The organism is Spirochaeta isovalerica (genome assembly GCF_014207565.1).
Classification (GTDB): domain Bacteria; phylum Spirochaetota; class Spirochaetia; order DSM-2461; family DSM-2461; genus Spirochaeta_F; species Spirochaeta_F isovalerica.
This window is the reverse complement of the sequence record NZ_JACHGJ010000002.1, coordinates 282,090-303,319: the sequence shown is the minus strand read 5'-3', so window position 1 is coordinate 303,319 and position 21,230 is coordinate 282,090. Positions and strand designations below refer to the sequence as shown.

Below are 21,230 nucleotides of genomic sequence, written 5' to 3'. Positions count from 1 at the left end.
CTGCCTCCCGAATATTCTGTTGAAAAAGGGCATTTTAAGCCTTTTCCGGGAAAATAAAAATAGATTAATCAGGTAGCCGTTCATTCTTTTGAATATTCAAAAACCACAAACCACTATTAAAAACATTGTAATAATGTACTCTTCCGTTTATAATCCAGAAAATCAACAGAAAACAGGAGCAATACATATGGATTATATTTTTGAAATAGACATGGAAGTGCGGGACCACGAATGCGATGTGCAGGGAGTGGTCAACAATGGTCAATATCAGAACTATATGACCCATGCCCGTCATAAATTCATAAAATCCGAAGGGATCGATTTTAACGAGCTGTACAAGGAAGGTATTGCCGCTATGGTAACCCGGGTTGAAATGGATTACCTGGCTCCGCTGCTCCCCAATGATGAGTTTACCGTAAAAATCGCACTGGAGAGAAAGAAATCCACAAGGCTGATTTTTCTTCAGGATATTTTCAAAAAAGACGGAACACAGGTTATCCGGTCAAAAGTCACGACGGTCTGCATTGATGTCAAAGAGGGCTTTCCTCTGATGCTCGACGAAGTGTTCGAAAGTCTATTCAAGAAATATGGACTTTGATCGATTCATTGAAGAAAATTGTCATTCTGTCTCTTTCATTTCTTTTTCTCTCCTGCAGTGTCCCGTCAATAGAAACCGGAGTCGACCAGGGGTATATTGATCTTTCGGATTTCGATTTTTCCCGAACTGTTGATTTATCCGGTTCATGGCTCTTCTCGGAAGGGCATGGAGATAAGAACAACAGCCATTGGAACAGTATTACTGTTCCCTCGCCCTGGCAGAACGGAATCAATGAGGGAACCTATAAGCTGGAGATAAAACTCCCTCCGGAAGAAGAGCATTACAGCCTCTACATTCCCGACTGCCCGACAGCATACAAACTGACAATAAACGACAGGATCTATTACAACGGCCGCATCGGAGATTCCTACAGTCCCACTCTGAAACCCCGGGTTTTTCAGATCACCGCCAGGGAAAGGTTGACGGTATTTCTTGAAGTTAATGACTATCATACAACCCACAGCGGACTGATCTCCCGACCTTATTTCGGCCGTTCGGAATCCATTGAAAGCCAGGCGCTGAAGAACTCATCGATAGACGCCATCAGCATAGGGGCTCTGCTGCTTTCGGGAATTTTTTCATTGGGAGCCTGGCTGGCTGACCGCAAAAACAGGGAGAACAGTCATCACATTCTGGCCCTGATCGCATTCTGGATGATTATCCGGTTCCTGACAGATTACAACCGGCTGATCCTGCTATTCATAGACAACTACACTGTTCACGAAAAACTGACATGGTTCAATATTCCGGTTATTGTCGCCCTTTTCGCCCTCTATTTTAAACGGATATTTGATTATCCCCTCTACAGGAAGCTGATGGACTGGTCAATCGCTTTGTCCCTTCTCTACGCAACGGCGGTACTGGCTGGACCTGTCAGGCTGGCTTATATAGCCAATGTCCCCTATGAACTGACAATGGTTATTCCGATGAGTGCAACGATTTATATAACCATATTCGATATTTTTTACGGAAAAAAGACCTATGATTCCCTTTACTGGCTGGGAGTCATGATCGGGGGCATTATCATTTTCGCTGGAAATGCTCTCTTTCAGTTCCACAATTCGGTTTTCAACACCAGGATTTTCGCCGCTCTCATCATCCCTTTCCAGATCCTCTTTACTTATATCCCCTACCGGAAAGTCTACGAAAGAAATTCCAATTTGCTGAAACATAAGAACGACCTCTTTATGAGGATTTCAGACTCGCTCAGAACACCGCTTTTCGGGATAAGGGGGAAACTGGATCTGCTGATCAACAGTCCGGAGAAGACCTATGAGATCAAGAACGAGCTGATGGAAATGGACGGATGCGCTCAGAAGCTTTCGGATCAGATTGACTATCTTCTCTCCGTATCCCGGGCCGATGTCATATCGCGGAATCCCAAAGGCTTGATGAGAGATCCCCTGACGCGGAAAAGCATCATTCTGATTGATGATGTTGAATTGAACAGATCCATCCTCCGGGAGCAGATCAGACATGTTTTCCGCAATGCGAACATACAGGTCTTCGAATCGGCGGAATCCGCCCTACTCCATATGGAAAAAAACAGGGTCGACTGTATTTTCTGCGATCTCCTGATGCCGGGAATGGACGGGTTTCAGTTTACAAGGAGCTGCCGGAAAAAAGGCTATCTGACCCCTATTTTCATTTTCAGCGCATCCTTGAACAAAGAGAACCGCCGGAAGGCTCTATCTTTCGGCGCCGACGGCTATCTGGTAAAACCTCTCAAGCTCAATGAGATAAAAGAGCTCTTCTCAGTCTATCTTTAACAGTTAGTAATGATTATTCATTGAAGTGTTATCCTCCTTAAAGTAGAATTCATCATAAGGACCTGCAGATTATGGAACATTTAAAACCACGATACCACTATATGCCCGCAAAAAACTGGATGAATGATCCGATAGGATTACATGACGACGGGAAGTGGTATCACATGTTTTATCAGTACAACCCCTTCGGAGACAGGTGGGGATCCATCCATTGGGGCCATTGCCGCAGCACCGACCTGATACACTGGGAAGAAAGACCGATTGCCATGAAACCGGACAGAGCCGGGGGAGAGGAACACTGTTTCTCCGGTTCCCTCATTGTTCCGGAAAAAGGCGACCCCCTTATTTTCTATACGAGGATTCCCTTTGGGGACAAGGCCGTTTCCCATTACGCTGAACAATGGATGGCGCGGGGAGACCGGAAACTTGAAACATGGCGGACCGACCGCCGCAATCCGATACTCAAGGCCGATGACCACGGTTCTGTGGGAGAATTGATCGACTGGCGGGATCCCTTTGTTTTCAGAGCATTCGACCGGTGGTATATGCTTCTGGGAGGCTCCCTCAACGGGGAAGGGGTTATCCTTCTCTACCGGTCAGAAAATCTGGAAAACTGGTCCTATCGCCATATCCTGCTGAAAGATTCAGCCGAAGCCCCTTTTCTGGAGTGTCCCAATATCATAATGGAAGAGGGTAAAGCCATTCTTTTCTACTCTCCCGCCAATAAAGCAGTCCGCTGCCTTACAGGCATATTTACCAGAGATGAGCAATTCAAAGTGGAGCGCAAGTCCATTCTGGATAACAGCGCCATGGAAGGTTTCTATGCACCGCAGATGGCGCGGGACCGGGAAGGCTTCATTTACATGATAGCCTGGGCTCCGGAAGAGAGCCGGAAAGGTTCGGATTTTATAAAAGGTTACTCGGGAGCGCAAACCCTCCCCCGCCGCTTGTCACTAAGCCCGAAGGGATATGTGAATATAAAGCCCCACAAACAATGCCTATCTCTTCGGCAAAGGGGACACCGGTTTTCTCAGCTCACACCCAGGGGAGAGCCGCTTGCCCTTTCATCACCGGGCTGGCAATGGGAACTCTCCCTGAAATTGAAGAGAGATAGTAAGGAAAGCCCGGCGGCGAATCCCCTGCGATTGAATATCTGCGAAGACAAAAAGAGCGGAGAAGTCACGGAAATACGTTTCGAAAGCAGTGCGAACCGCCTCGTACTGGACAGAAGCCGATCGTCCGTTCTGGAATCTGTCAGCAAATCGCCACTGTTTATTCCGCTGGAGGAAACAGCCGATACTCTATCTATGAGAATCTTTCTCGATGGTTCGCTCATCGAGATTTACCTCAACGACCGGTACAGCCTGACTTCAAGACTCTATCCATCTTCTCCGGAGGCGATTAATATCACGTTATTCTGTTACGGAAGCGAACTGCAAGGAGAACTTCATCAATGCGGGCTGTAGGTGTTAAGGAAGAAGAAAAAAGGTTATATCCTTTTATTGAAGAATTAACCGGTCAATGGGATGGCGGGATCCGGATCGCCGATATACGGACGCTCTATCCGGAAAGCATGACCCGTTCAATAAAAACAGCCTTACAAGAAAAATACAGTCAGTTTTTTGATTATGATCTATCCCAGCCTGAAAGCTTTGCTTTTTTTCCCTTAACTTCGCTTCTGGTTGAAAGTGAAAAGCGAATGAACGGTTTGATCAGCCGGACAGTAAAGTCCAGCGCGGAAATGTATGAGCTGCACAGAAAACTTTTTCTTTCGCTCCTTAAATGTGAAGCCATTGAAAGAGAAGAGCTGATCCTTCAGGAGGAAATCAATTATGAAACCCGCATCATAATCGGGGAGATATCTTATCTCCTTGAAATTCTGACGGAAAAAGAACCGGTTGTCCTTCTATGCTCCCATCTCCCCTACCTTCAGTTCTCCTCCATGAAATTACTTCAGGAAGTGGTAGAGACCAATAGAAAAATCAATCTTCTCATTATCTTTCTCTCCGAAGAGGGTTATCTTCTCTCCTCGCAAAAAAGGATTCAGGAAATCAGTGATTTCAGGATGTTTATTGAGGATAAGGGTTTCACTTTCCGGAGGATCAAAGAAAGCGTTTCCGATTCGCCTGCTCCATCGCTGAGATGGCATAAGGATGAGGATGAAACCGTCAGAATCCTTCACAACGCTCTGGAAATGCTGGCATTGGATGACGTTGAGGAGGCGATAGAACTATTCCAGAGCAGGTTTTCCGAAGAGAAAGCCTTGCTGGACGAAAAATCCGTTCTGGAATTTGATTTTCTCAAGGCAAATCTCAATTACCTGAAGCAGAACTGGGATATGGCGTTACTGGAGTTCAATGAGCTCAAGGAGAGAACCGGAAGCGATGATTTGATTTTTTTCAGGATCCTGCTCTTTCTGGCGGCTTCCTATATCAGGAAGAACTGTTTTGTCGAAGCGAGACAGACATGTGAGGAACTCGATGATTACAGAATCATGCATGAAAACAGAAGAGGCGTATTCTATCTGGCTCATATAAAGCTGCTTATCGACAAGCAGGAACAGGCTATGAATGTCGACCTGTGGGACAGCGAGCTGGAAAAAATCGAGAAAATGGGTCTGGCTCTGGGATACAAGAATACTGTCGCCTATTGGCTGACGGCACCCTATGAACTCAATTATCTATATAGAAAAGATACGATTTTCGATTGTCAGAACAGAGCGGTCAAACTGGCTGAAGAATTGGGAAATGAATTCCGTCTCGCCGCTTTGTATCATACGGAAAGTCTTTATTATTTATGGCAGAGAAGTGAAGAGGGATTTGCGAAAGCACTCGAACTGCTCGACAGAAGTGAATCAATAAGAGTTAAGCTGAACCATAAGAGAGAACTTGTCAATCTTTTCAACGGCAGGGGATTTCTCTACTACCAGTACGGTGAATACAAATCGGCGATAAGAGAATTCGAAAACGCCATTAATCTGATAAATGAACTCAATGACGACATCGAATTATCACTCAGCCTGTTTAATATTGCGAGAACCTATTTTACAACAGGAATGTTCAACGAAGCCGGTGTTATTCTCGACGGGATTCTGCTGCAGCTGGAGCTGCTCGGAGAAAATACCATTCCACTACAATCTCCTCTGGAAATTTATTCCATTCAGCTTATCACGAACAGCTACAGCAACAACCGTTTCAAAGGAGAAGAGCTGAAAGTCAAGATTCAGAATGCCTGGAGTGCAAGGGAAAAGAAAAGAGACATTGAAGTGTTCCTGTATTATTGGGCCATGGGAGTCTGTTCCTATGCTTTCAATGATTTTCAAAAAGCGGAAGAAAATCTGGAAAAAGCATTAAGCCTGGGAAGAAATGCCGTCAGCAACTCCATGATCCCCAGTTATTTCCCCGCATTACTCGAATACTGCCTTCGCCTTTCAATCTACAGCGAAAAAAAGAAAGCAGAAATGAGGAAGGAAGGGATTACCAGTATTTCCGAAAATCAGAAAGAATATTTCCCCGCTTTCTACAATGAAACAAGTGAAGAACCCGTTCTTCCTTTGATTTCTATCGACATGGAACAGATTCTTCTGAAAACCAGAAAGAACCAGGAAATAAACAGCCTCCATAAAAGAATCAAAAACATAGATTTCCTCAATTCATTTTTTTCACTTGTTTCCGAGTCGGAGACCAAAACGGAACTTTTCCGGCGGTCATTCAATATACTGGAAAATCACTTTATGATAACAGACTCTGTTTTTATCCGCAGAGACGGGGAGGAATGGGTCAGAATCGGCGGAAAGGAAGACTGGTTTCTGGAAGTCATGGAAAAAAGAAAACTCGGCGAAATCCTTATGAAAAGGAAAAACACTATCATCCTCCCCGAACTGAAGATGAAAAATAGCTACATCGTCGGAATGCCGGGTTTCAACGACAGGAAAGTGAACAGGGCCTTTCTCGCGAGAATACCGGGAGATAAGTACCGTTCCTTTTCCGATCTGGTTCCTATTTTCGAAATGGCCCTGAAAAGCCTATTCCAGGCGAATAGAAGAATACAGGCAATGGATGATTTATCCCAGATGGCTCATACCGACTCCCTCACCGGCCTTTACAACAGGAAAGCTTTCTGGAATGAAATAGGTTTGGAGCTGGAGAGGTATCAGCGCCATGAAAACCCCGACAAACCCTGTCTGACCATAATTTATCTCGATCTGGATAATTTCAAGTTCTATAACGATACCTACGGCCACCAGGCGGGGGACAAAGTACTGCAGAAATTTGCCGATCTGATGAAAAGCCATTTCAGACTGACCGATATTATCTCGAGATTCGGAGGAGACGAGTTCGTCATAATGCTTCCCGAAACATCGGAAGCCCAGGCAGAACAGATTATCATAAGGCTTCTGCAAATATTCCGAACGGATTTTCTCGAGGAGCTGCACAGAACGCTTTCGATAAAAGCGATTCCCGAGGAGAAATTTCTCTCCTGTTCAATCGGCATAGGGGAATACAGGTGCCTGGAGGATCAGCCTTTCGATTCTTTCATGGCCCGGGTCGACGCGCTTATGTATGATGTGAAAAAAGCGGGCAAGAACGGGTATAAGAGATTGAATGGAAAATAGGTTAGCGATTGATCATCCAGTTATTCATCAAGCCCGATTTATCGAGAAGATGAAAGAGAATTCGTCTCTTTCGAACGGTTATCCTCACATCAACAAACATGCCGCTCTTCAATTCCGGAAATTCTTTCAAATTATCGAAACTCCCTTCAACAAGAAACAGGCCTTCGGCGGTTTTCTGCATATCTGCTGGAATTGATGTAATATTCCCCTTTAAAACTCCATACTTCTCTTTGGGAAGAGCTGGAAGCCTGTAAGAAACGGCATCTCCTGTTTTTATCCCCGCAATATCCTGATTGGAGATGGATATTTCCACTCTTCCCCGTCCGCCGGTTTCTGGAACGATATCCAGTATATCCATTCCGGAAAAAAGATAGTCCCCGTCATTCAGTTCCGCAAGTTTATTTACCGTACCGGAAATAGGCGCGAAAATGGTCGAAAGAGATATCTCTTTTTCAAGTTGCTCCGCCTGTGATACCAGAGATCTCAGTTCCGTTTTTATCAAATCATATTCATCGACAACTTCCAGAAAGGAACTTCCGGTAAAACTCTGCAGCTCCAGTTCGGCCATGCGGAGCTTATACTCAAGCTCTTCAAGCTCGCTTTTCGCGACGAATTGAGCCATGCTTTCCCGGGCGTTATACTTTGCCTGTGCGGCATCCCGGTTGAGTTCAAGCTTCCGCTTCTCACAGGAGTACAGGAAAAACCGTTCATAAAACTCCCTTTCACCGGTTCGGGAAAAGGCATTTCTGTCCTCTTCATAACTTTTTCTCAGATTCTGCAAATGCATCGACTTTACTTCCAGTTCATCAATCCGGCCCTGAATCCGTTCCAGTTCCTGAACCTGGTAGTCGCAATCGATTTCGATAAGCGGTTCGCCCTGTTTGATGTACTGTCCTGGTTTATACCGGATAGTCTTGATCTTACCGTCCCGTACGCTTCTGACCCGGCTGACGGTTTCAAAAGGCCTGATAGTACCATGTGTTTTTACAACAATCTCGATTTTGCTGAACCAGGAGTATAGGAAAGCTGTCAATAGCATCAGAAGGAGGAAATAAACGAAAAGACTTATGAGCCGCGGAGGTTTTCGCTCCAGCATGATCCGGCTTTCTCCCATATCATCAATATTCAGAATTGTATTTTTCATGAACTACCTAGACCAGACATTGGCTCTGCCAGAGCTGACCGTACCGCTCCCCTTTATCAATAAGCTCCTGATGGGTCCCCCATTCTCGGATTTCACCTTTTTCCATAACAACGATTTTATCGCATTTGACCACTGTCGATAGTCTGTGGGCTATGATTATCGTCGTTATATCACGGCTCAACTCATCAATGGTGTTGTGGATGGCCCTTTCGGAAATACTGTCGAGACTGCTCGTCGCTTCATCCAGAATGAGGATCTGCGGATTATTCAGTATCGCTCTGGCGAGGGCTATACGCTGCCGCTGACCACCTGAGAGCGTGGCGCCCCGCTCCCCCACTTTGGTTCTGTAGCGCAGAGGCAGCTCATTGATAAACCCGTGGGCCTGAGCCAGTTCCGCCGCCCGGACAATGCTCTCGAAAGAAGCCTCCCTGTTACCATAGGCGATATTGTCCCGGACGGAACCGGAGAAAAGGACAATATCCTGAGGGACATATCCGATTCTGCTCCTCAGGTTTTCCGTATCAAGGTCCCGAAGGTCTAAACCATCAATAGAAATTTTTCCTTTTTCAGGAACATAATACTTAAAAAGCATTTTTACCAATGTCGTTTTACCGGAGCCACTTTCTCCTACTACCGCAATTTTCTCACCTGGATGAATTTTTAAAGAGAAGTCACTGATTACTTCTTCTCTTGTTCCATAACGGAATGTTACATTCTGAAAATCGATCGCTCCAGTAAAGCATTCAGGTTTCATAAGGTCTTCATCGGGGGATTCTATTTCAAGATCGAGTATTTCACCCAATCTCTCTGCTGCTACGAAGGCTTCCTGAAGGGCTGGCTGGAGCCCAATGAGATTCTGAATCGGTTCGTGAAAATAAGCAAGAAGAGCATTGAAGGTGATGAGCTGTCCAATAGATATTTGCCCTTTTATAACCAGAACTCCGCCGATCCAGAGAATCATCAATCCACCTGCAGCAGTTATGAAATCCTGTAGGGATCCTTGGATATTTTCCAGTTTGGCAATGCGAAAAGAAGTGAAAACTGTTTTGAGAAAGAACTTCTCTGTCTCCTCTACAGCCTGTCTCTCTCCATTTACTGCTTTTACTGTGGCAATTCCGGAAACGGATTCAACCAATTGTGACTCTGTATCTGCTGCTTCCGTCATAACTTGTCTCTGTCTCTGCTGAAAAGGCTTGACAAAGAGAAAAAGTATGACAGCAGAAAAGGGGACGAGGATCAGGGATATGAGAAAAAGAGTGCTGCTCTGGAGGTAAAGGATAATTCCGGCTCCTACCACCATAGTACTGTCCAGAATAACAGAAAGGGTAACACCGGAAACTGCTTCCTGAATTTTTGAAGCATCGTTCAAACGCGAAAGAATTTCACCTGTTCGCCTTGAGTCAAAAAAGGAAATAGGCAGTTTGAGAACGTGTCTATAATAGGAAAAGACTAAAGAAATATCTATTTTTTGTGTGAGATAAACTAGTAGATGTTGCCTGAAGGCACCTAGAATAATTCGGAAAACAGTTAATATCATCATTCCGCCGGCAACGATATGTAGAGAGTCCAGCAATCCGCTTATAAATACCTCGTCAATGAGGTACTTGAAGAAAAAAGCACCCAGCATCCCCATTAGAGAGAGAAGAAAAGAGGAAATAATGATCTCAGTCATTAGTTTCTTATGGGGATAAAGAAGAGAGAGAAACCTCTCAAAAAATCCTATTTTTTCCGAGCCTTTTTTAAAAGATTCAGAAGGCATCATCAGGATAAGAACTCCTGTCCAAATCTTGAGAAAGTCCTCTTTTTTATAGTGAACCAAGCCCTCTGCTGGATCAGCGATGATCATCTTCTTTTTCGTTATTTTATGGATCACCACATAATGGAGCAAATCGTCCTTTATCACATGGGCAATACAGGGAAGTGGGAGTTTTTCATTCAGATCCTCGGGCTCCGCTCTTACTCCCTTTGCATCGAAACCTAGCTTTTCCGATGCTTTGATCAATCCAAGAGCGTTAGTTCCCGCTTTATCTGTACCGGCAATTTTCCGTATCTTTGCTATAGGGAAATTTAATCCGAACTGTTTTGAGATCGTAGCAATGCAAGCTGCACCGCAATCGGTTATGTCATGTTGTCTTATAAAGAAATATTTCATTTTCGATTCTATAGATTCTTAATTTCTATAGAGACTTCTTCTTCTCTCTCGTATGTAATGCTATATATTCTGGAATCTGTAAGAGTAATATATAAATCAATTACAGATTGAAATTCAGATAGGGATATATTATTGATTTCTTTGATATGATCTCCAACTCGAATACCTTTTTGAACTAGTTTTGATTTATCCCAAATCTCTTTGATAATGAATCCAAGACTATTTTTTTCAATAACTATTTCAGAAAAATGTACAACCTGAGTGAATGTATTTTGATCCATAAATTTATCAAATCGAATTCGTTTTGTAATATAATCAATTTCCACCTTACTTCGTTCTAAGAAGTCACGCCCCAATAGAAAACGATCTTTATTTGTTTTTACTACTGTTAAATCATTGACAAGAGCATTCCCGATTGTCAAATTTTCGACTTTTCCTAATTCATAAGGAATTCCAATATTGTTAATACCCAATAGCTCCAAGTGGTTATTGTAAAAAGAATGATTGATTAAATTGAAAGAATCAGGAGTGCAAGATAAATCTATCCCAGTGTCAATAAAAATTGGTATATCTTTTCCGTTATCGCTTATAGCATAAAAGTGATTTCCAGAAATGAATTCATTTTTATCAAATGGAATGAAGTCTCCTTTATTTAAATTATCACTCTGAATATTTGTTAAAGTAAATTTCTTCCTTGAGTAGTCAATCGTTAAAATAAAATTACTTAGAAAGTTTTCTCCTAAAATCCCATCATATTTAAGCCCATTAATTTCAATATGTGACAAATCGGTAACAGCACAATATACATCTTCAATAACAACATCCTTCAATTGAATAGGATCCAATTTTGCAAAGCTATTTTTTTGACTGTTACCTGCGATTCCTTTTGTCAAAATGTTAGTTTTTTCAGGTTCTAATGTGAAACATTTTGCATTTTTTGAGATAATTGTGATTTCTGATCCCGTATCTAAAAGAAAAAGATAACTTTTGTTATTAATATTCAGTTTTATTTGAAGAGGTTCTCCTGTATTTAATGGGAAATCAAGATAGCATGAAGTAGAAATAGATCCACCAGAAAGTAGACGTTTTTTTATATCATCATTTTTCTCTTCGTTATTTGTTGCTCTTGAGCAACTATTAATAATCAATGATACCAAAATACTTATAATCAATATGCTTTTTCCTTTTGGCTGAATCATAATCCACCTATTCTTTCTTAGTAAAACATATAGCAAAGAGATCTTTGCTATATGTAATTTTTCACTTAGAGAATCATTATCTTCTTAATGCAGTCAATAAACCCGCTCTAAATGCAGCTCTTCTGGCTTCTCTTTTTGCATCAAATTTTTCATCTCTTTTCTTACTGTTATCTCCAGTAAACTTATATGAGACTTTTGCTTTTGCAACTCCGATATTTACTTCGACTTCGACCGCAGCCTCATGTTGTCCCCGACCTCCATTAACAGAGATGAGTTCTTCGTTTGTCAAGTTTGTCATAATTCGACTCCTTTCATATATATTTACAGCAACGCTGCAAACAGAAGCTTAATTTTGAATAAACCGGATATGAATACTCCTCATAGTTGCATTTTATCTACAACTTCCTACATCTTTGTTCCTATGAACTCTTTAATTACCTTTCTCCTATCATGAATCCCTATCTTTTCAAAAATATTTGACATATGACGCTTAACCGTGGCTTCACTAATAAACATTTGATATGCAATTTCCTTATTAGTAAGTCCTTTTCTCACTTCATTTAAAATTTCATTTTCTCTATTTGTTAACATTTCACTTTGAATTTCTTCATAAGTTTTGTCTTCTTCGAGCTTGGTTGAGTGCATAATATCAAAAAGGAGCTTTTTATTAACACGAATACCCCCATCAATCAAATAATCTATCTCTCGCTTAAAATTCTTTATAACTTCATCAAAATAAAAAATGCCTTTAAAACCACATTTGATTGCCAATTGTTCTTCATTACTGTTCTTTACTGCATTGAATAAGGCAGATGAACGGAATAAAGGAATCAGATCTTTGTTACCACATTCATTCTCAAGACAGTCGATCACTCCCGCTGAGCTAGCATCAACCAGAAGAATGGTATTTGAAAAATCCTGATTCTTTTCCAATTCTTGGAAATGATCCAAAGAAATCAGTTTTGAAGAATATTCACTGCTACCAGTAAAATATTCATCAAGTAGTTGCCCGGTAAGGGATTCTGAAAGTATTAGTATCGATACATTATTCAATTTTTAGTCTCATTTATCGTCAAATTTACAAATGTTGTATATTGAACTTAATTTGTACATCAAAATGATGCATTTGTCAACTTATTTCTTGAACATCAATCATTATGACACTATGGTTTATTCTCCTTGCCATCATTACACCTCTGAAATATGATAAACAGATTAAAAGGAGAGATCTGAAAAAATGTCCCGATCCCTCCTGAAAACCGATTTCCCCTATTCGCAAAGAAACCAGGTTAAAAATTCACCAGTCATAGTATTAGAGACAATGCAAAGATCTCTCTCTTTCGTTCTTACATTATTAACCATCCTGCAAATCCTTAAGAAGGGTATTGATCGAATCGGCAACAATCTCGGCGGGGTTATGGAGCTTGTCGTATTCAGATTTTATGGAACGAACCGCCGGATTATCGATAAAAACAACAATAACCTTTCCCTTGAAGTCTAAAATCCGGGGATTACCGCTCAAAACATCTATCATCGAATGAACTGGATACAAAGTCTCCGGCTCAGAAAGATCAAGGGTATACCGATTATCTCTTAGGGGGATTTCATTTCCTCCGATCCACAGTGATTCCTCATCAATCCGGATCTCCTTATCGATTAAAAAAGCCGCTGAAATGAGCGCCAGAGAGGGCCGTTTCCACCCCTGATATTCCACATAAACCGGAAAGTCTTCAAATACCCCTTTATCACCCGTAAAATCGACAAGACCTACACCGGTAAAACTGTCAAATAAACTTTGATTGGGAGCGACAAGTTCTACAGGTCCGGAAACTGGTGTGTCATCAGAACCGACCGCCATATTATCCAGAACATCAACAGAGGGTTCTGTTAAAGGTTCCAATAAAAGCGAAGCTTGAGAAAAAACATTGTCATACCGGCCAATGACTTCAGCCAGAGCTTCATCTTCTTCCGATTCGGAGTCCAGAAAAAACTTCAGAATGACCAGAGCCGGATCGCGGCTCTCCACTTTTTCGATCAGATCTCCATAAACGCTTCGTTTTATGGGGAAAGGTCCAAGTTCTCTTTCCGTTTGACTGTCGAAATATATGATTTCGATGGGGTAGAGATCATTCATCACAGAAACCATTCTGTAATTTGGCTTATCAGAACAGGAGAAAATCAGGATGAGACAAAAGACTGTAATCGTAAATCGTTTCATATTTCTATATAGTTCCTGCCATAAAAGCGATGAGATTCGTTAAGAAATGTGCCATCATTGATGCACCAATCCTGTTTGTTTTCAGGCGGAGAAGTCCGAATAAAAGACCTGTAACAAAAAGGAGAGGCAACCTGTATAGCTCCAGATGAGCCAAAGCAAAAATCAAGGATGTCAGGATGAGGATTTTTCTATCGCTATAGTTTTTCTCTTTAAAAATTTTCCAGATGAAATCACGAAATATCAGTTCCTCTGTAAATGGAGCAGCTAGGCATATAACAACAAAAGCAAGTAATAGGGTTAAGTTTTTACTCTCAGAGATAATGCTCCAAAAGGGAGCTTCGGGGATGGGAACGATGCTTATATAGATAAAAGCAAAGATTAGATTGACGATTACATACCAGATAGAGCCGGGTATATCTTTTCTATGGAGAGACAGCGCCGGATTCTCAAGGAAAGCCTCCCTCCCCATAGCTTTGACTATATATAAAATGAAAAATCCATAATAAGGAAGATCAGGCAGAAAATAAATGATAGATGAGTCATCGGCAATCCCGGCGACAACTCCTGCAAGGAAGCTCAACAGAACAAAGAGTCCCAATATCTTTTTCAGATGGGCGCTATCATAGGCCCCGGCTTTAACTTCAGTCATTTATGATAACAGCTCACTTATTTATTCATTTTTAAACAACTGAAATACTATAAGCTCCTTTATACATTATTGCAATGTCTAATTTCAGACTTCTTTTTATTCTCCCGCCTTGAGCAGAGCCTGATCGATATAGGTCCTGTACCGGCGGCTCGTATCATCTTCGGGCATATCCTCGAGGATCGTCGAGAAAATCCTCAGCGATTCCCAGTATTTTTTTTCTTCATATAAAATGACAGCCATTTCGAAGTCCTTCTTCAGCCGGTCTTTTTTCTCAACGACTTCCGGCAAATCGCAATTGTACAACTCATAAACGGCCTGCGGCTCCTTTTTGCCCTTTAGAGAAATGCGTCCGATTTTTCTGACATGAAGCGAATCTCTCTCTTTCATAGACAAAAAGGTCTTTTCGCTCATGGCGATATTCAAACCGTATTCCTTGGTAATCGATTCAATTCTTGAGCAGACATTGACCGCATCGGAAATGACCGTACTGTCCATCCGCTCGTTCTCCCCTATGGTTCCCATCATCAGCGAACCGGTATTGAGCCCCACGCCGATGTGGATCGGTTCGTAACCGCTCTGCCCTCTGTGCTTATTATAGAGCTTCAGGGCATCCTGGATGTCCAAAGCGGCTCTGACAGCGCAATCCGCCTCTCCGGGGAAAAGAGCCATTATCCCGTCGCCCAGATATTTATCTACAAAGCCGTGGTTTCTCCGGATCACCGGACCGATTCTCTCCAGAAAAGAATTGAGGAAGAGAAAATTTTCATGGGGAGTCATATTTTCCGACATGGAAGTAAAATCCCGGATATCGCAAAACAGGACGGACATCTCCAGCTGAACATGATCGCCCAACTCAATATCGGCGATCTTTTCTTTATGGAGATATTTAAGAAATTCCTCGGGGACGAAACGGCGGAAGGAGTTATTGGCCGTTGTCAGTTCCGTGGCCAGCTCTTCCGACTGCCTGAACGCCTTACCGATATTCCAGCTGAGAAGAGAGGCCTGGCTCATGATAAAAAAGGTGACCCCTATGGGAGTCATATGAAAAGTATGAATGATTTCCTGACTGTGGAGAATATCATTGACAGCTGCTAAGAGCAGCGCGAAAAAACCGAGCAGAGTAACAAAAGCCGTTCTGTTTTTCCTGAATACATTTCTAATCAGACATATGAGAATGCCCAGACCGACCAGAAGAGTCATAACCTGATAGCCGACCAGGAATCTCACAAAGAAAAAGTGCCGGGTGAAAATGGCCAGCGCTATATATAATCCGCTGATGATATTGACAGGAATTCTGAATTTGCGCAGATAGGTCATGGGAAAAGCCATTACGATGAAGCGCAGAAAGAGAGGAACCGCCAGATAAAACGTCATATGGCCGAGTGCCGCTTCCGTTTCAACCGTCATGCCCGGGAAAATCTGAAGGAGAATGTGTTCTCCGTACAGAATGGTCCGGAAGGCCAGAACCATGGAGAAAAGCCCGAAATAGAGTGACGACTGATCATCCCTCTTATTAATATAAAAACTCAAATACAGCATTCCGGTTATCAGCAGAACACCGAAAAGGAACGATTCAAAAATGACAGCTTTATCTCTCTCCTGCCGGAGCCTGTCGAACCGGCCGACCTGGGGAAGATCCAGAATGCCTCCGTTGAGATCATCAAAATTCGAAATCTGATAGATAATTTCAATTCGCTGAGCCTCGGGGAGCATATGGACATAAGGGCCTTTTCTGTTTTTGTTAACATGATATTCTGCGGAAACATCGCCGTTCTCACCCCATAGTCGTCCGTTTACGAATATACGGTACTGGTTGAATGACTGGGGAACGTAAAGCGCCACCCTGCCGTCATTGGGGGGAAGGAGCAGTATAACCCGATAGGTGCCGTAACCTCTCGAATCATAATCGTCACAGCAGCTCCATTCGGCCGGTACGGGAAAATAGGCCGGAACATCGGGAAAGCTTTCGCCGGGATAGAGAATCTTTTCCCAGTAAAACTCCCAATTCCCTTCAAGATTGACTATTTCACTGTTAAAATCGACCTGTCTCAGATCGATGATTCCATCCTCTCCAAAGACATGAAAAAAAGGGAGAAGAATTAAAATGAAACATAATATATGTTTGCGCAAATGTTGCATATCTAGATTATAGGATAGAAAAGGGGAACCGGCCAAGTTAAGAAAGAAAAGATCCCGAATCCCGCTTTGTGAATGGAGGATTCCGAGAGCAGGAATCCCGCCCCGGAATGGACAACGGGATCCGGAATCTGAAAATGCAATCTATGAGATGGCGTGTATCTGCTTCAGAAACTCCTTGGTTCGCTCATTTTCGGGATTGGAAAAGAACTTCCCGGGAACCTGACGCTCGACGATGCGTCCTTCATCCATAAATATGACGTGGTCGGCCACCCGGCGGGCAAAACCCATCTCATGGGTAACGCAGATCATGGTCATTCCCTCTTCAGCCAGTTTGACCATGACATCGAGTACCTCGTTTACCATTTCAGGGTCGAGGGCCGATGTTGGCTCGTCAAAGAGCATAATCTTCGGCTGCATGCAGAGGCTTCTGGCGATAGCCGCTCTCTGCTGCTGTCCCCCCGACAACTGGGAGGGAAACTTCAGGGCATGCTCGGCTATGTTAACTCTTTTCAGGTACTGCCAGGCGATTTTTTCCGCTTCTTTCTGGGACATTTTTCTGATCCAGATAGGAGCCAGAGTGAGGTTCTGCAGAATACTCAGATGGGGAAAGAGATTGAAACTCTGAAAAACCATTCCCACTTCCTGGCGGATGGCAGAAACATCTTTCGTATTTTCAGTAAGCTCGTTCCCCATGACATTAATGGTTCCCTTCTGGTGCTTCTCCAGGCGGTTGATACAGCGGATCAGAGTCGATTTACCGGAACCCGACGGACCGCAGATAACGATCCTTTCCCCTTTGGCAACTGTGAGGTTCACGTCTTTAAGAACATGAAAATCCCCGAACCATTTATTCAGATTATCAATGGATATAATATATTCGGATGTACTGTTTAAAGCTTCATCCTCTCTGTTTTTTTCAATAACTTCAGTCATTTGATTACTCCTACATCAGGTAATTCATTCATTTTCGTTTCAGCTTTGGATGTCAGCCTGGATATGGCAAAACATATGATCCAGTACACTATACCGGCAAAAATCAATCCTTCCGGTTCCATACCCAGCCAGTTGCTGTCGCTCGCCAGCGGATTGACGATTCCCAGAAGATCAAACATTCCGATTATGAGGACAAGAGTGGTATCCTTGATAAAAGAAATCGAGATACCGCCGATGTTGGAAATGGTGACTTTCAGAACCTGCGGCATAATAACCAGATAAGTCTGCAGGCCGAACCGGAATCCCAGAGCATCGGACGCTTCATACTGTCCTTTGGGAATGGCCTGAAGCCCGCCCCTGATGACCTCGGCCAGATAGGCGCTCTGGAAAAAAGTCATGCCGATAACGACTCTGACGATTTTATCAACGGCGACCTGTGAAGGGAGAAAGAAAGGAACGACAACCGAAGACATGAAGAGTATGGTGATCAGAGGTATGCCTCTGAAAAACTCTATGTAAGCAACGGAAAGCCCCCGGATAATGGGCCAGGTACTTCTCCTCCCCAAAGCGAGCAGCATCCCTATGGGAAAAGAATAGAGCAATCCCAGAAGAGAAAGGATAAATGTCAGAGACAATCCTCCCCAGTCATTGGTGGAAACTTGCCCCATGAAAGCAAAGATCAGCACAGGCCAGATGACCATATGGGCCAGGAAAATAATAACCTTGTGCCTTATCCCCTTGATGAAATAGGGAATGAATGACAGGACGATGGTAAAAAATGTTACATAAATCCGCCAGATCTCGTCTTTGGGATAAAACCCGAAGATAAAAAACCGCAATTTATTTATAATAAACGCCCATGTCGCTCCGCCCCGTCCCGATTCGAGTGCCTGATCTTTCGTATCGGCGATCCAGACGGCGTCGAGTATCGCCCAGTTGAGAAACCACCAGGCGAATCGGGCTATGAGGTAAATCATGACCAGAGTCATAAGGGCGTTTAAGGGTGTATTGAAATAGTCTTTTCTGATTTTATTCAATTTCAAGGGGTATCTCCTCGATGCTGAGCATTTCGCCCTTTTTATCAATGATGGATTTGTTGTACCAGTTCATAACCACAGATGTGAAAAGGCTGATGGACAGATAGGTGAGCATGACCATGACCATGACTTCCAGCGCCCGCCCCGTCTGATTCAAAGTCGTGCCGGCAAATACCGCCGTAAGATCGGGATAGGCCACGGCCATTCCCAACGAGGTGTTTTTAATGATGTTCAGATACTGGTTTGTGACCGGGGGTATCATCGTTCTGAGAGCCTGGGGAATAATGATGAGCCGCAGCCGCTTCCAGGGCGAGAATCCCAGACTTTTCGCCGCTTCCATCTGACCCTTGGGAACGGCAATGATGGAACTCCGCACAATCTCTGAAATATAAGTCGAAGTATAGGTGCTCAGAGCCACGACTATGGAAAACAGTTCCGGCCTGATAGTCATGCCGCTTGAAAATTTAAAGCGGCTCAGTTCCGGAAGGATAATGTCATAGGGTTTGAATAGCAGGGCGAAAGCGACCGGCAGAACCAGAGCCCCCAGCTGCCAGGGCCACATGGCTTTGTGGATTCCCCTGACGACCTGTTTCTTCTTCGCAATGCTGAGAAAGATAATAGCCACCAGGGAAATGAACAGCAGGATATTGAAAGACGAAGCCGTCTGACGGGCCGCGAGCTCCGGAACGGTAATTCCCCTGACATTGATATACAGCCAGTCTCCCAGGATAAAGGATTCCTTAAAAGGCGGCAGTATGTTGAGAAACACGACCTGATACCAGAACAGGACGTGCAGCAAAGGCGGAATATTCCGCAAAAGCTCGACATAAACCAGAGCCGACTGACTCACGAGCTTGTTTTTTGACATTCTTAATAACCCGACCAGGAAACCCAGAAGGGTCGCCAGCACGATGCTGACAAAAGAGGCGACCAGCGTATTGAGCAGCCCCACGGCAAAAGTCCGTCCGAAAGTATCGCTCTCATCATATTCGATCAGAGTCTGGCTTATGGAAAACCCCGCCGTATCATCGAGAAAACCGAACCCGATCCCGATGTTCCGTCTGGTTATATTATCAACGTAATTAACCGCGGAAAATAAACAAACCACCAGAAGAACGGCAATAAGCGCTCCCTGAATGGAAACATTTTTCACATTAATCTTTTTCATAACTCTCATTTGAATGCCCGCCTCCATTCCCATACCGCAGGGGCATCCCGCTTTAAAAAATGCGCCCGGCGGAATAACATTCCGCCGGACAGCACATGGTATTATTGAAAAACTTAAGAAGTAATATTAACGCCGGACCAGCCGGCTATACACAACTTTGCGGGAATTGATCTTTGTACAAAGACCCTCTAAAACGTCCCCCGGTATCAACTCCGGATCAGACGCCCCCGCAAAGCAGCATGAAACCTGGATCAGCTGAAGGATTTTATTTCAACCCTTTCACAACCAATGCCTCAGGTGAAGATTCGGTTTCGCAGCGGAGCCAAAGATCACCTGATGGGCATACCGTACTGGAGACCGCCGTCAGTCCAAAGAGCGTTATACCCTCTGCTGATCTTGAGCGGAGATCCCATACCGAGGTTTCTGTCGAAACTCTCGCCGTAGTTACCCACCTGTTTGATGATGTTGTAACCCCAGTCGTTGTCGAGACCGAATCCGCCGGCGACTTCACCTTCCACACCTAGCATCCTTTTCACATTGGGATTGGTGCTGGACGTTTTCATCTCATCGACGTTGTCCATGGTGACGCCGTATTCTTCGGCATTGAGCATAACCATAAAAGACCATTTAACGATATTGAACCACTGATCATCCCCCTGTCTTACAACAGGTCCAAGGGGTTCTTTGGAAATAACTTCGGGAAGCATGACAAAGCTGTCTGGCGCGTTGAACTTGGTTCTGAGAGCGTAGAGCTGTGACTGGTCGCTTGTTACGGCGTCGGCACGTCCCGCTTCGAGAGCCGCTGCTGCCTGATCGTTCTTTTCAAAAGTGATCAGCTCGAACTCCATACCCATTTTCCGGAAATAGTCGGAGAGATTGAGCTCCGTCGTTGTACCTGCCTGAACGGCGATTGTCGCACCGTCGAGATCGGCAAGAGATTTGATTCCCGAATCCTTGGCAACCATGAATCCCTGACCGTCATAATAGTTTACGCCGGCGAAGTTAAGCCCCAGTCCGCTGTCTCTTGTAGCTGTCCATGTCGTTACACGGCTGAGAACATCAATCTCACCGGACTGAAGAGCCGTAAAACGCTCTTTCGCACTTAAGGGACGGCACTCGATGGCATCGGCGTCTCCGAGGACGGCAGCCGCAACGGCTCTTCCCAGGTCTACGTCGAATCCCTGCCAGACACCTTCGCTGTCAGGAGCGGAATAACCGGGTACACCAGCTGTAACGCCGACGATGACTTTTCCTCTCTCTTTAACAAGCTCGAGAGTGCTTTTCTCTACTTCTTTTTCTTTTGTCGCCGTTTCTGTCGTTTCTGTTGCCTGCGAGCCGCACGATATCGCAAGGATCATAAGCATGGCCGCCAGCAGCGGCATTTTAACAATTGTAGTCTTCATTTTCATTCGCAACATACATTCTCTCCATTTATTTATTTTACACATTGGAGATAATGCAATGACCGTGCCAACTTCAGTTATGGTCTTTAAGCCCTCTCAGAGAAGAACAACCAAACAATATTCCTACATTTTTGTATCTACAATATTAGTTTCATACATTTTCGAACCTTGATAGACTCCGGCTTTGACAGAATCCGGCAAAAGCT

General features: G+C 43.8%; 16 protein-coding genes. 4 read left to right on the top strand and 12 right to left on the bottom strand.

Annotation, left to right across the window (positions count from 1 at the left end):
• Positions 1-187 precede the first annotated feature (187 nt).
• The 4 genes from HNR50_RS06255 (at position 188) to HNR50_RS06240 (ending at position 6,982) form a co-directional block, all read left to right on the top strand.
• Positions 188-598 carry an acyl-CoA thioesterase gene (locus tag HNR50_RS06255; protein WP_184744991.1) on the top strand — a complete coding sequence of 137 codons (411 nt, stop codon included), beginning with the start codon at positions 188-190 and terminating at the stop codon, positions 596-598.
• A complete protein-coding gene (locus HNR50_RS06250; RefSeq protein WP_184744989.1) occupies positions 595-2,367 on the top strand; it encodes a response regulator in 1,773 nt (590 codons plus the stop codon). Before HNR50_RS06255 ends, HNR50_RS06250 begins: the two co-directional genes overlap by 4 nt.
• A gap of 71 nt (positions 2,368-2,438) precedes the next feature.
• Positions 2,439-3,833 carry a glycoside hydrolase family 32 protein gene (locus HNR50_RS06245; RefSeq protein WP_184744987.1) on the top strand — a complete coding sequence of 465 codons (1,395 nt, stop codon included), beginning with the start codon at positions 2,439-2,441 and terminating at the stop codon, positions 3,831-3,833.
• On the top strand, positions 3,821-6,982 hold the full coding sequence (locus tag HNR50_RS06240) for a tetratricopeptide repeat-containing diguanylate cyclase (protein ID WP_184744985.1): 3,162 nt from the start codon (positions 3,821-3,823) through the stop codon (positions 6,980-6,982). Before HNR50_RS06245 ends, HNR50_RS06240 begins: the two co-directional genes overlap by 13 nt.
• Before the next feature lies 1 nt (position 6,983).
• On the opposite strand, the gene HNR50_RS06235 is transcribed toward HNR50_RS06240, so the two are convergent.
• From HNR50_RS06235 to HNR50_RS06180, 12 genes are all read right to left on the bottom strand, one after another.
• Positions 6,984-8,126, bottom strand: a complete 1,143-nt coding sequence (locus HNR50_RS06235; RefSeq protein WP_184744983.1) for an HlyD family secretion protein — start codon at positions 8,124-8,126, stop codon at positions 6,984-6,986.
• A 7-nt stretch (positions 8,127-8,133) separates the two neighbouring features.
• Positions 8,134-10,278, bottom strand: coding sequence for a peptidase domain-containing ABC transporter (locus HNR50_RS06230; RefSeq protein ID WP_184744982.1), 2,145 nt, complete (start codon positions 10,276-10,278; stop codon positions 8,134-8,136).
• An 8-nt stretch (positions 10,279-10,286) separates the two neighbouring features.
• Positions 10,287-11,477 (bottom strand): retroviral-like aspartic protease family protein, encoded by a 1,191-nt coding sequence (locus tag HNR50_RS06225; RefSeq protein WP_184744980.1) that lies wholly within the window; start codon positions 11,475-11,477, stop codon positions 10,287-10,289.
• Positions 11,478-11,553: 76 nt separating this feature from the next.
• Positions 11,554-11,775, bottom strand: coding sequence for a hypothetical protein (locus HNR50_RS06220; RefSeq protein ID WP_184744978.1), 222 nt, complete (start codon positions 11,773-11,775; stop codon positions 11,554-11,556).
• A 107-nt stretch (positions 11,776-11,882) separates the two neighbouring features.
• The gene (locus tag HNR50_RS06215; protein WP_184744976.1) at positions 11,883-12,530 is read right to left on the bottom strand and encodes a helix-turn-helix transcriptional regulator; all 648 of its coding nucleotides are present in this window, start codon (positions 12,528-12,530) and stop codon (positions 11,883-11,885) included.
• 301 nt (positions 12,531-12,831) lie between these two features.
• Positions 12,832-13,695, bottom strand: coding sequence for a CHASE2 domain-containing protein (locus HNR50_RS06210; RefSeq protein WP_184744974.1), 864 nt, complete (start codon positions 13,693-13,695; stop codon positions 12,832-12,834).
• Between the two features lie 4 nt (positions 13,696-13,699).
• On the bottom strand, positions 13,700-14,344 hold the full coding sequence (locus HNR50_RS06205; RefSeq protein WP_184744972.1) for a CPBP family intramembrane glutamic endopeptidase: 645 nt from the start codon (positions 14,342-14,344) through the stop codon (positions 13,700-13,702).
• A 96-nt stretch (positions 14,345-14,440) separates the two neighbouring features.
• Positions 14,441-16,483 (bottom strand): adenylate/guanylate cyclase domain-containing protein, encoded by a 2,043-nt coding sequence (locus HNR50_RS06200; protein ID WP_184744970.1) that lies wholly within the window; start codon positions 16,481-16,483, stop codon positions 14,441-14,443.
• Positions 16,484-16,624: 141 nt separating this feature from the next.
• Positions 16,625-17,416, bottom strand: a complete 792-nt coding sequence (locus tag HNR50_RS06195) for an amino acid ABC transporter ATP-binding protein (protein WP_184744968.1) — start codon at positions 17,414-17,416, stop codon at positions 16,625-16,627.
• Positions 17,413-18,459: an amino acid ABC transporter permease gene (locus HNR50_RS06190; protein WP_246433902.1), complete on the bottom strand. Its 1,047-nt coding sequence runs from the start codon at positions 18,457-18,459 to the stop codon at positions 17,413-17,415. The genes HNR50_RS06195 and HNR50_RS06190 overlap by 4 nt, the downstream gene beginning before the upstream one ends.
• Complete coding sequence (locus HNR50_RS06185) at positions 18,446-19,630, bottom strand: amino acid ABC transporter permease (RefSeq protein WP_246433901.1); 1,185 nt, start codon at positions 19,628-19,630, stop codon at positions 18,446-18,448. The genes HNR50_RS06190 and HNR50_RS06185 overlap by 14 nt, the downstream gene beginning before the upstream one ends.
• 320 nt (positions 19,631-19,950) lie before the next feature.
• The gene (locus HNR50_RS06180) at positions 19,951-21,039 is read right to left on the bottom strand and encodes an amino acid ABC transporter substrate-binding protein (protein ID WP_221439819.1); all 1,089 of its coding nucleotides are present in this window, start codon (positions 21,037-21,039) and stop codon (positions 19,951-19,953) included.
• Positions 21,040-21,230 lie beyond the last annotated feature (191 nt).

Bases quoted from the DNA above. Each gene is read 5' to 3' on its own strand.
- HNR50_RS06255 (WP_184744991.1), top strand. From the start codon at position 188: ATGGATTATATTTTTGAAATAGACATGGAAGTGCGGGACCACGAATGC.
- HNR50_RS06245 (WP_184744987.1), top strand. From the start codon at position 2,439: ATGGAACATTTAAAACCACGATACCACTATATGCCCGCAAAAAACTGG.
- HNR50_RS06240 (WP_184744985.1), top strand. From the start codon at position 3,821: ATGCGGGCTGTAGGTGTTAAGGAAGAAGAAAAAAGGTTATATCCTTTT.
- HNR50_RS06235 (WP_184744983.1), bottom strand. From the start codon at position 8,126: ATGAAAAATACAATTCTGAATATTGATGATATGGGAGAAAGCCGGATC.
- HNR50_RS06230 (WP_184744982.1), bottom strand. From the start codon at position 10,278: ATGAAATATTTCTTTATAAGACAACATGACATAACCGATTGCGGTGCA.
- HNR50_RS06225 (WP_184744980.1), bottom strand. From the start codon at position 11,477: ATGATTCAGCCAAAAGGAAAAAGCATATTGATTATAAGTATTTTGGTA.
- HNR50_RS06220 (WP_184744978.1), bottom strand. From the start codon at position 11,775: ATGACAAACTTGACAAACGAAGAACTCATCTCTGTTAATGGAGGTCGG.
- HNR50_RS06210 (WP_184744974.1), bottom strand. From the start codon at position 13,695: ATGAAACGATTTACGATTACAGTCTTTTGTCTCATCCTGATTTTCTCC.
- HNR50_RS06205 (WP_184744972.1), bottom strand. From the start codon at position 14,344: ATGACTGAAGTTAAAGCCGGGGCCTATGATAGCGCCCATCTGAAAAAG.
- HNR50_RS06200 (WP_184744970.1), bottom strand. From the start codon at position 16,483: ATGCAACATTTGCGCAAACATATATTATGTTTCATTTTAATTCTTCTC.
- HNR50_RS06195 (WP_184744968.1), bottom strand. From the start codon at position 17,416: ATGACTGAAGTTATTGAAAAAAACAGAGAGGATGAAGCTTTAAACAGT.
- HNR50_RS06185 (WP_246433901.1), bottom strand. From the start codon at position 19,630: ATGAGAGTTATGAAAAAGATTAATGTGAAAAATGTTTCCATTCAGGGA.
- HNR50_RS06180 (WP_221439819.1), bottom strand. From the start codon at position 21,039: ATGTTGCGAATGAAAATGAAGACTACAATTGTTAAAATGCCGCTGCTG.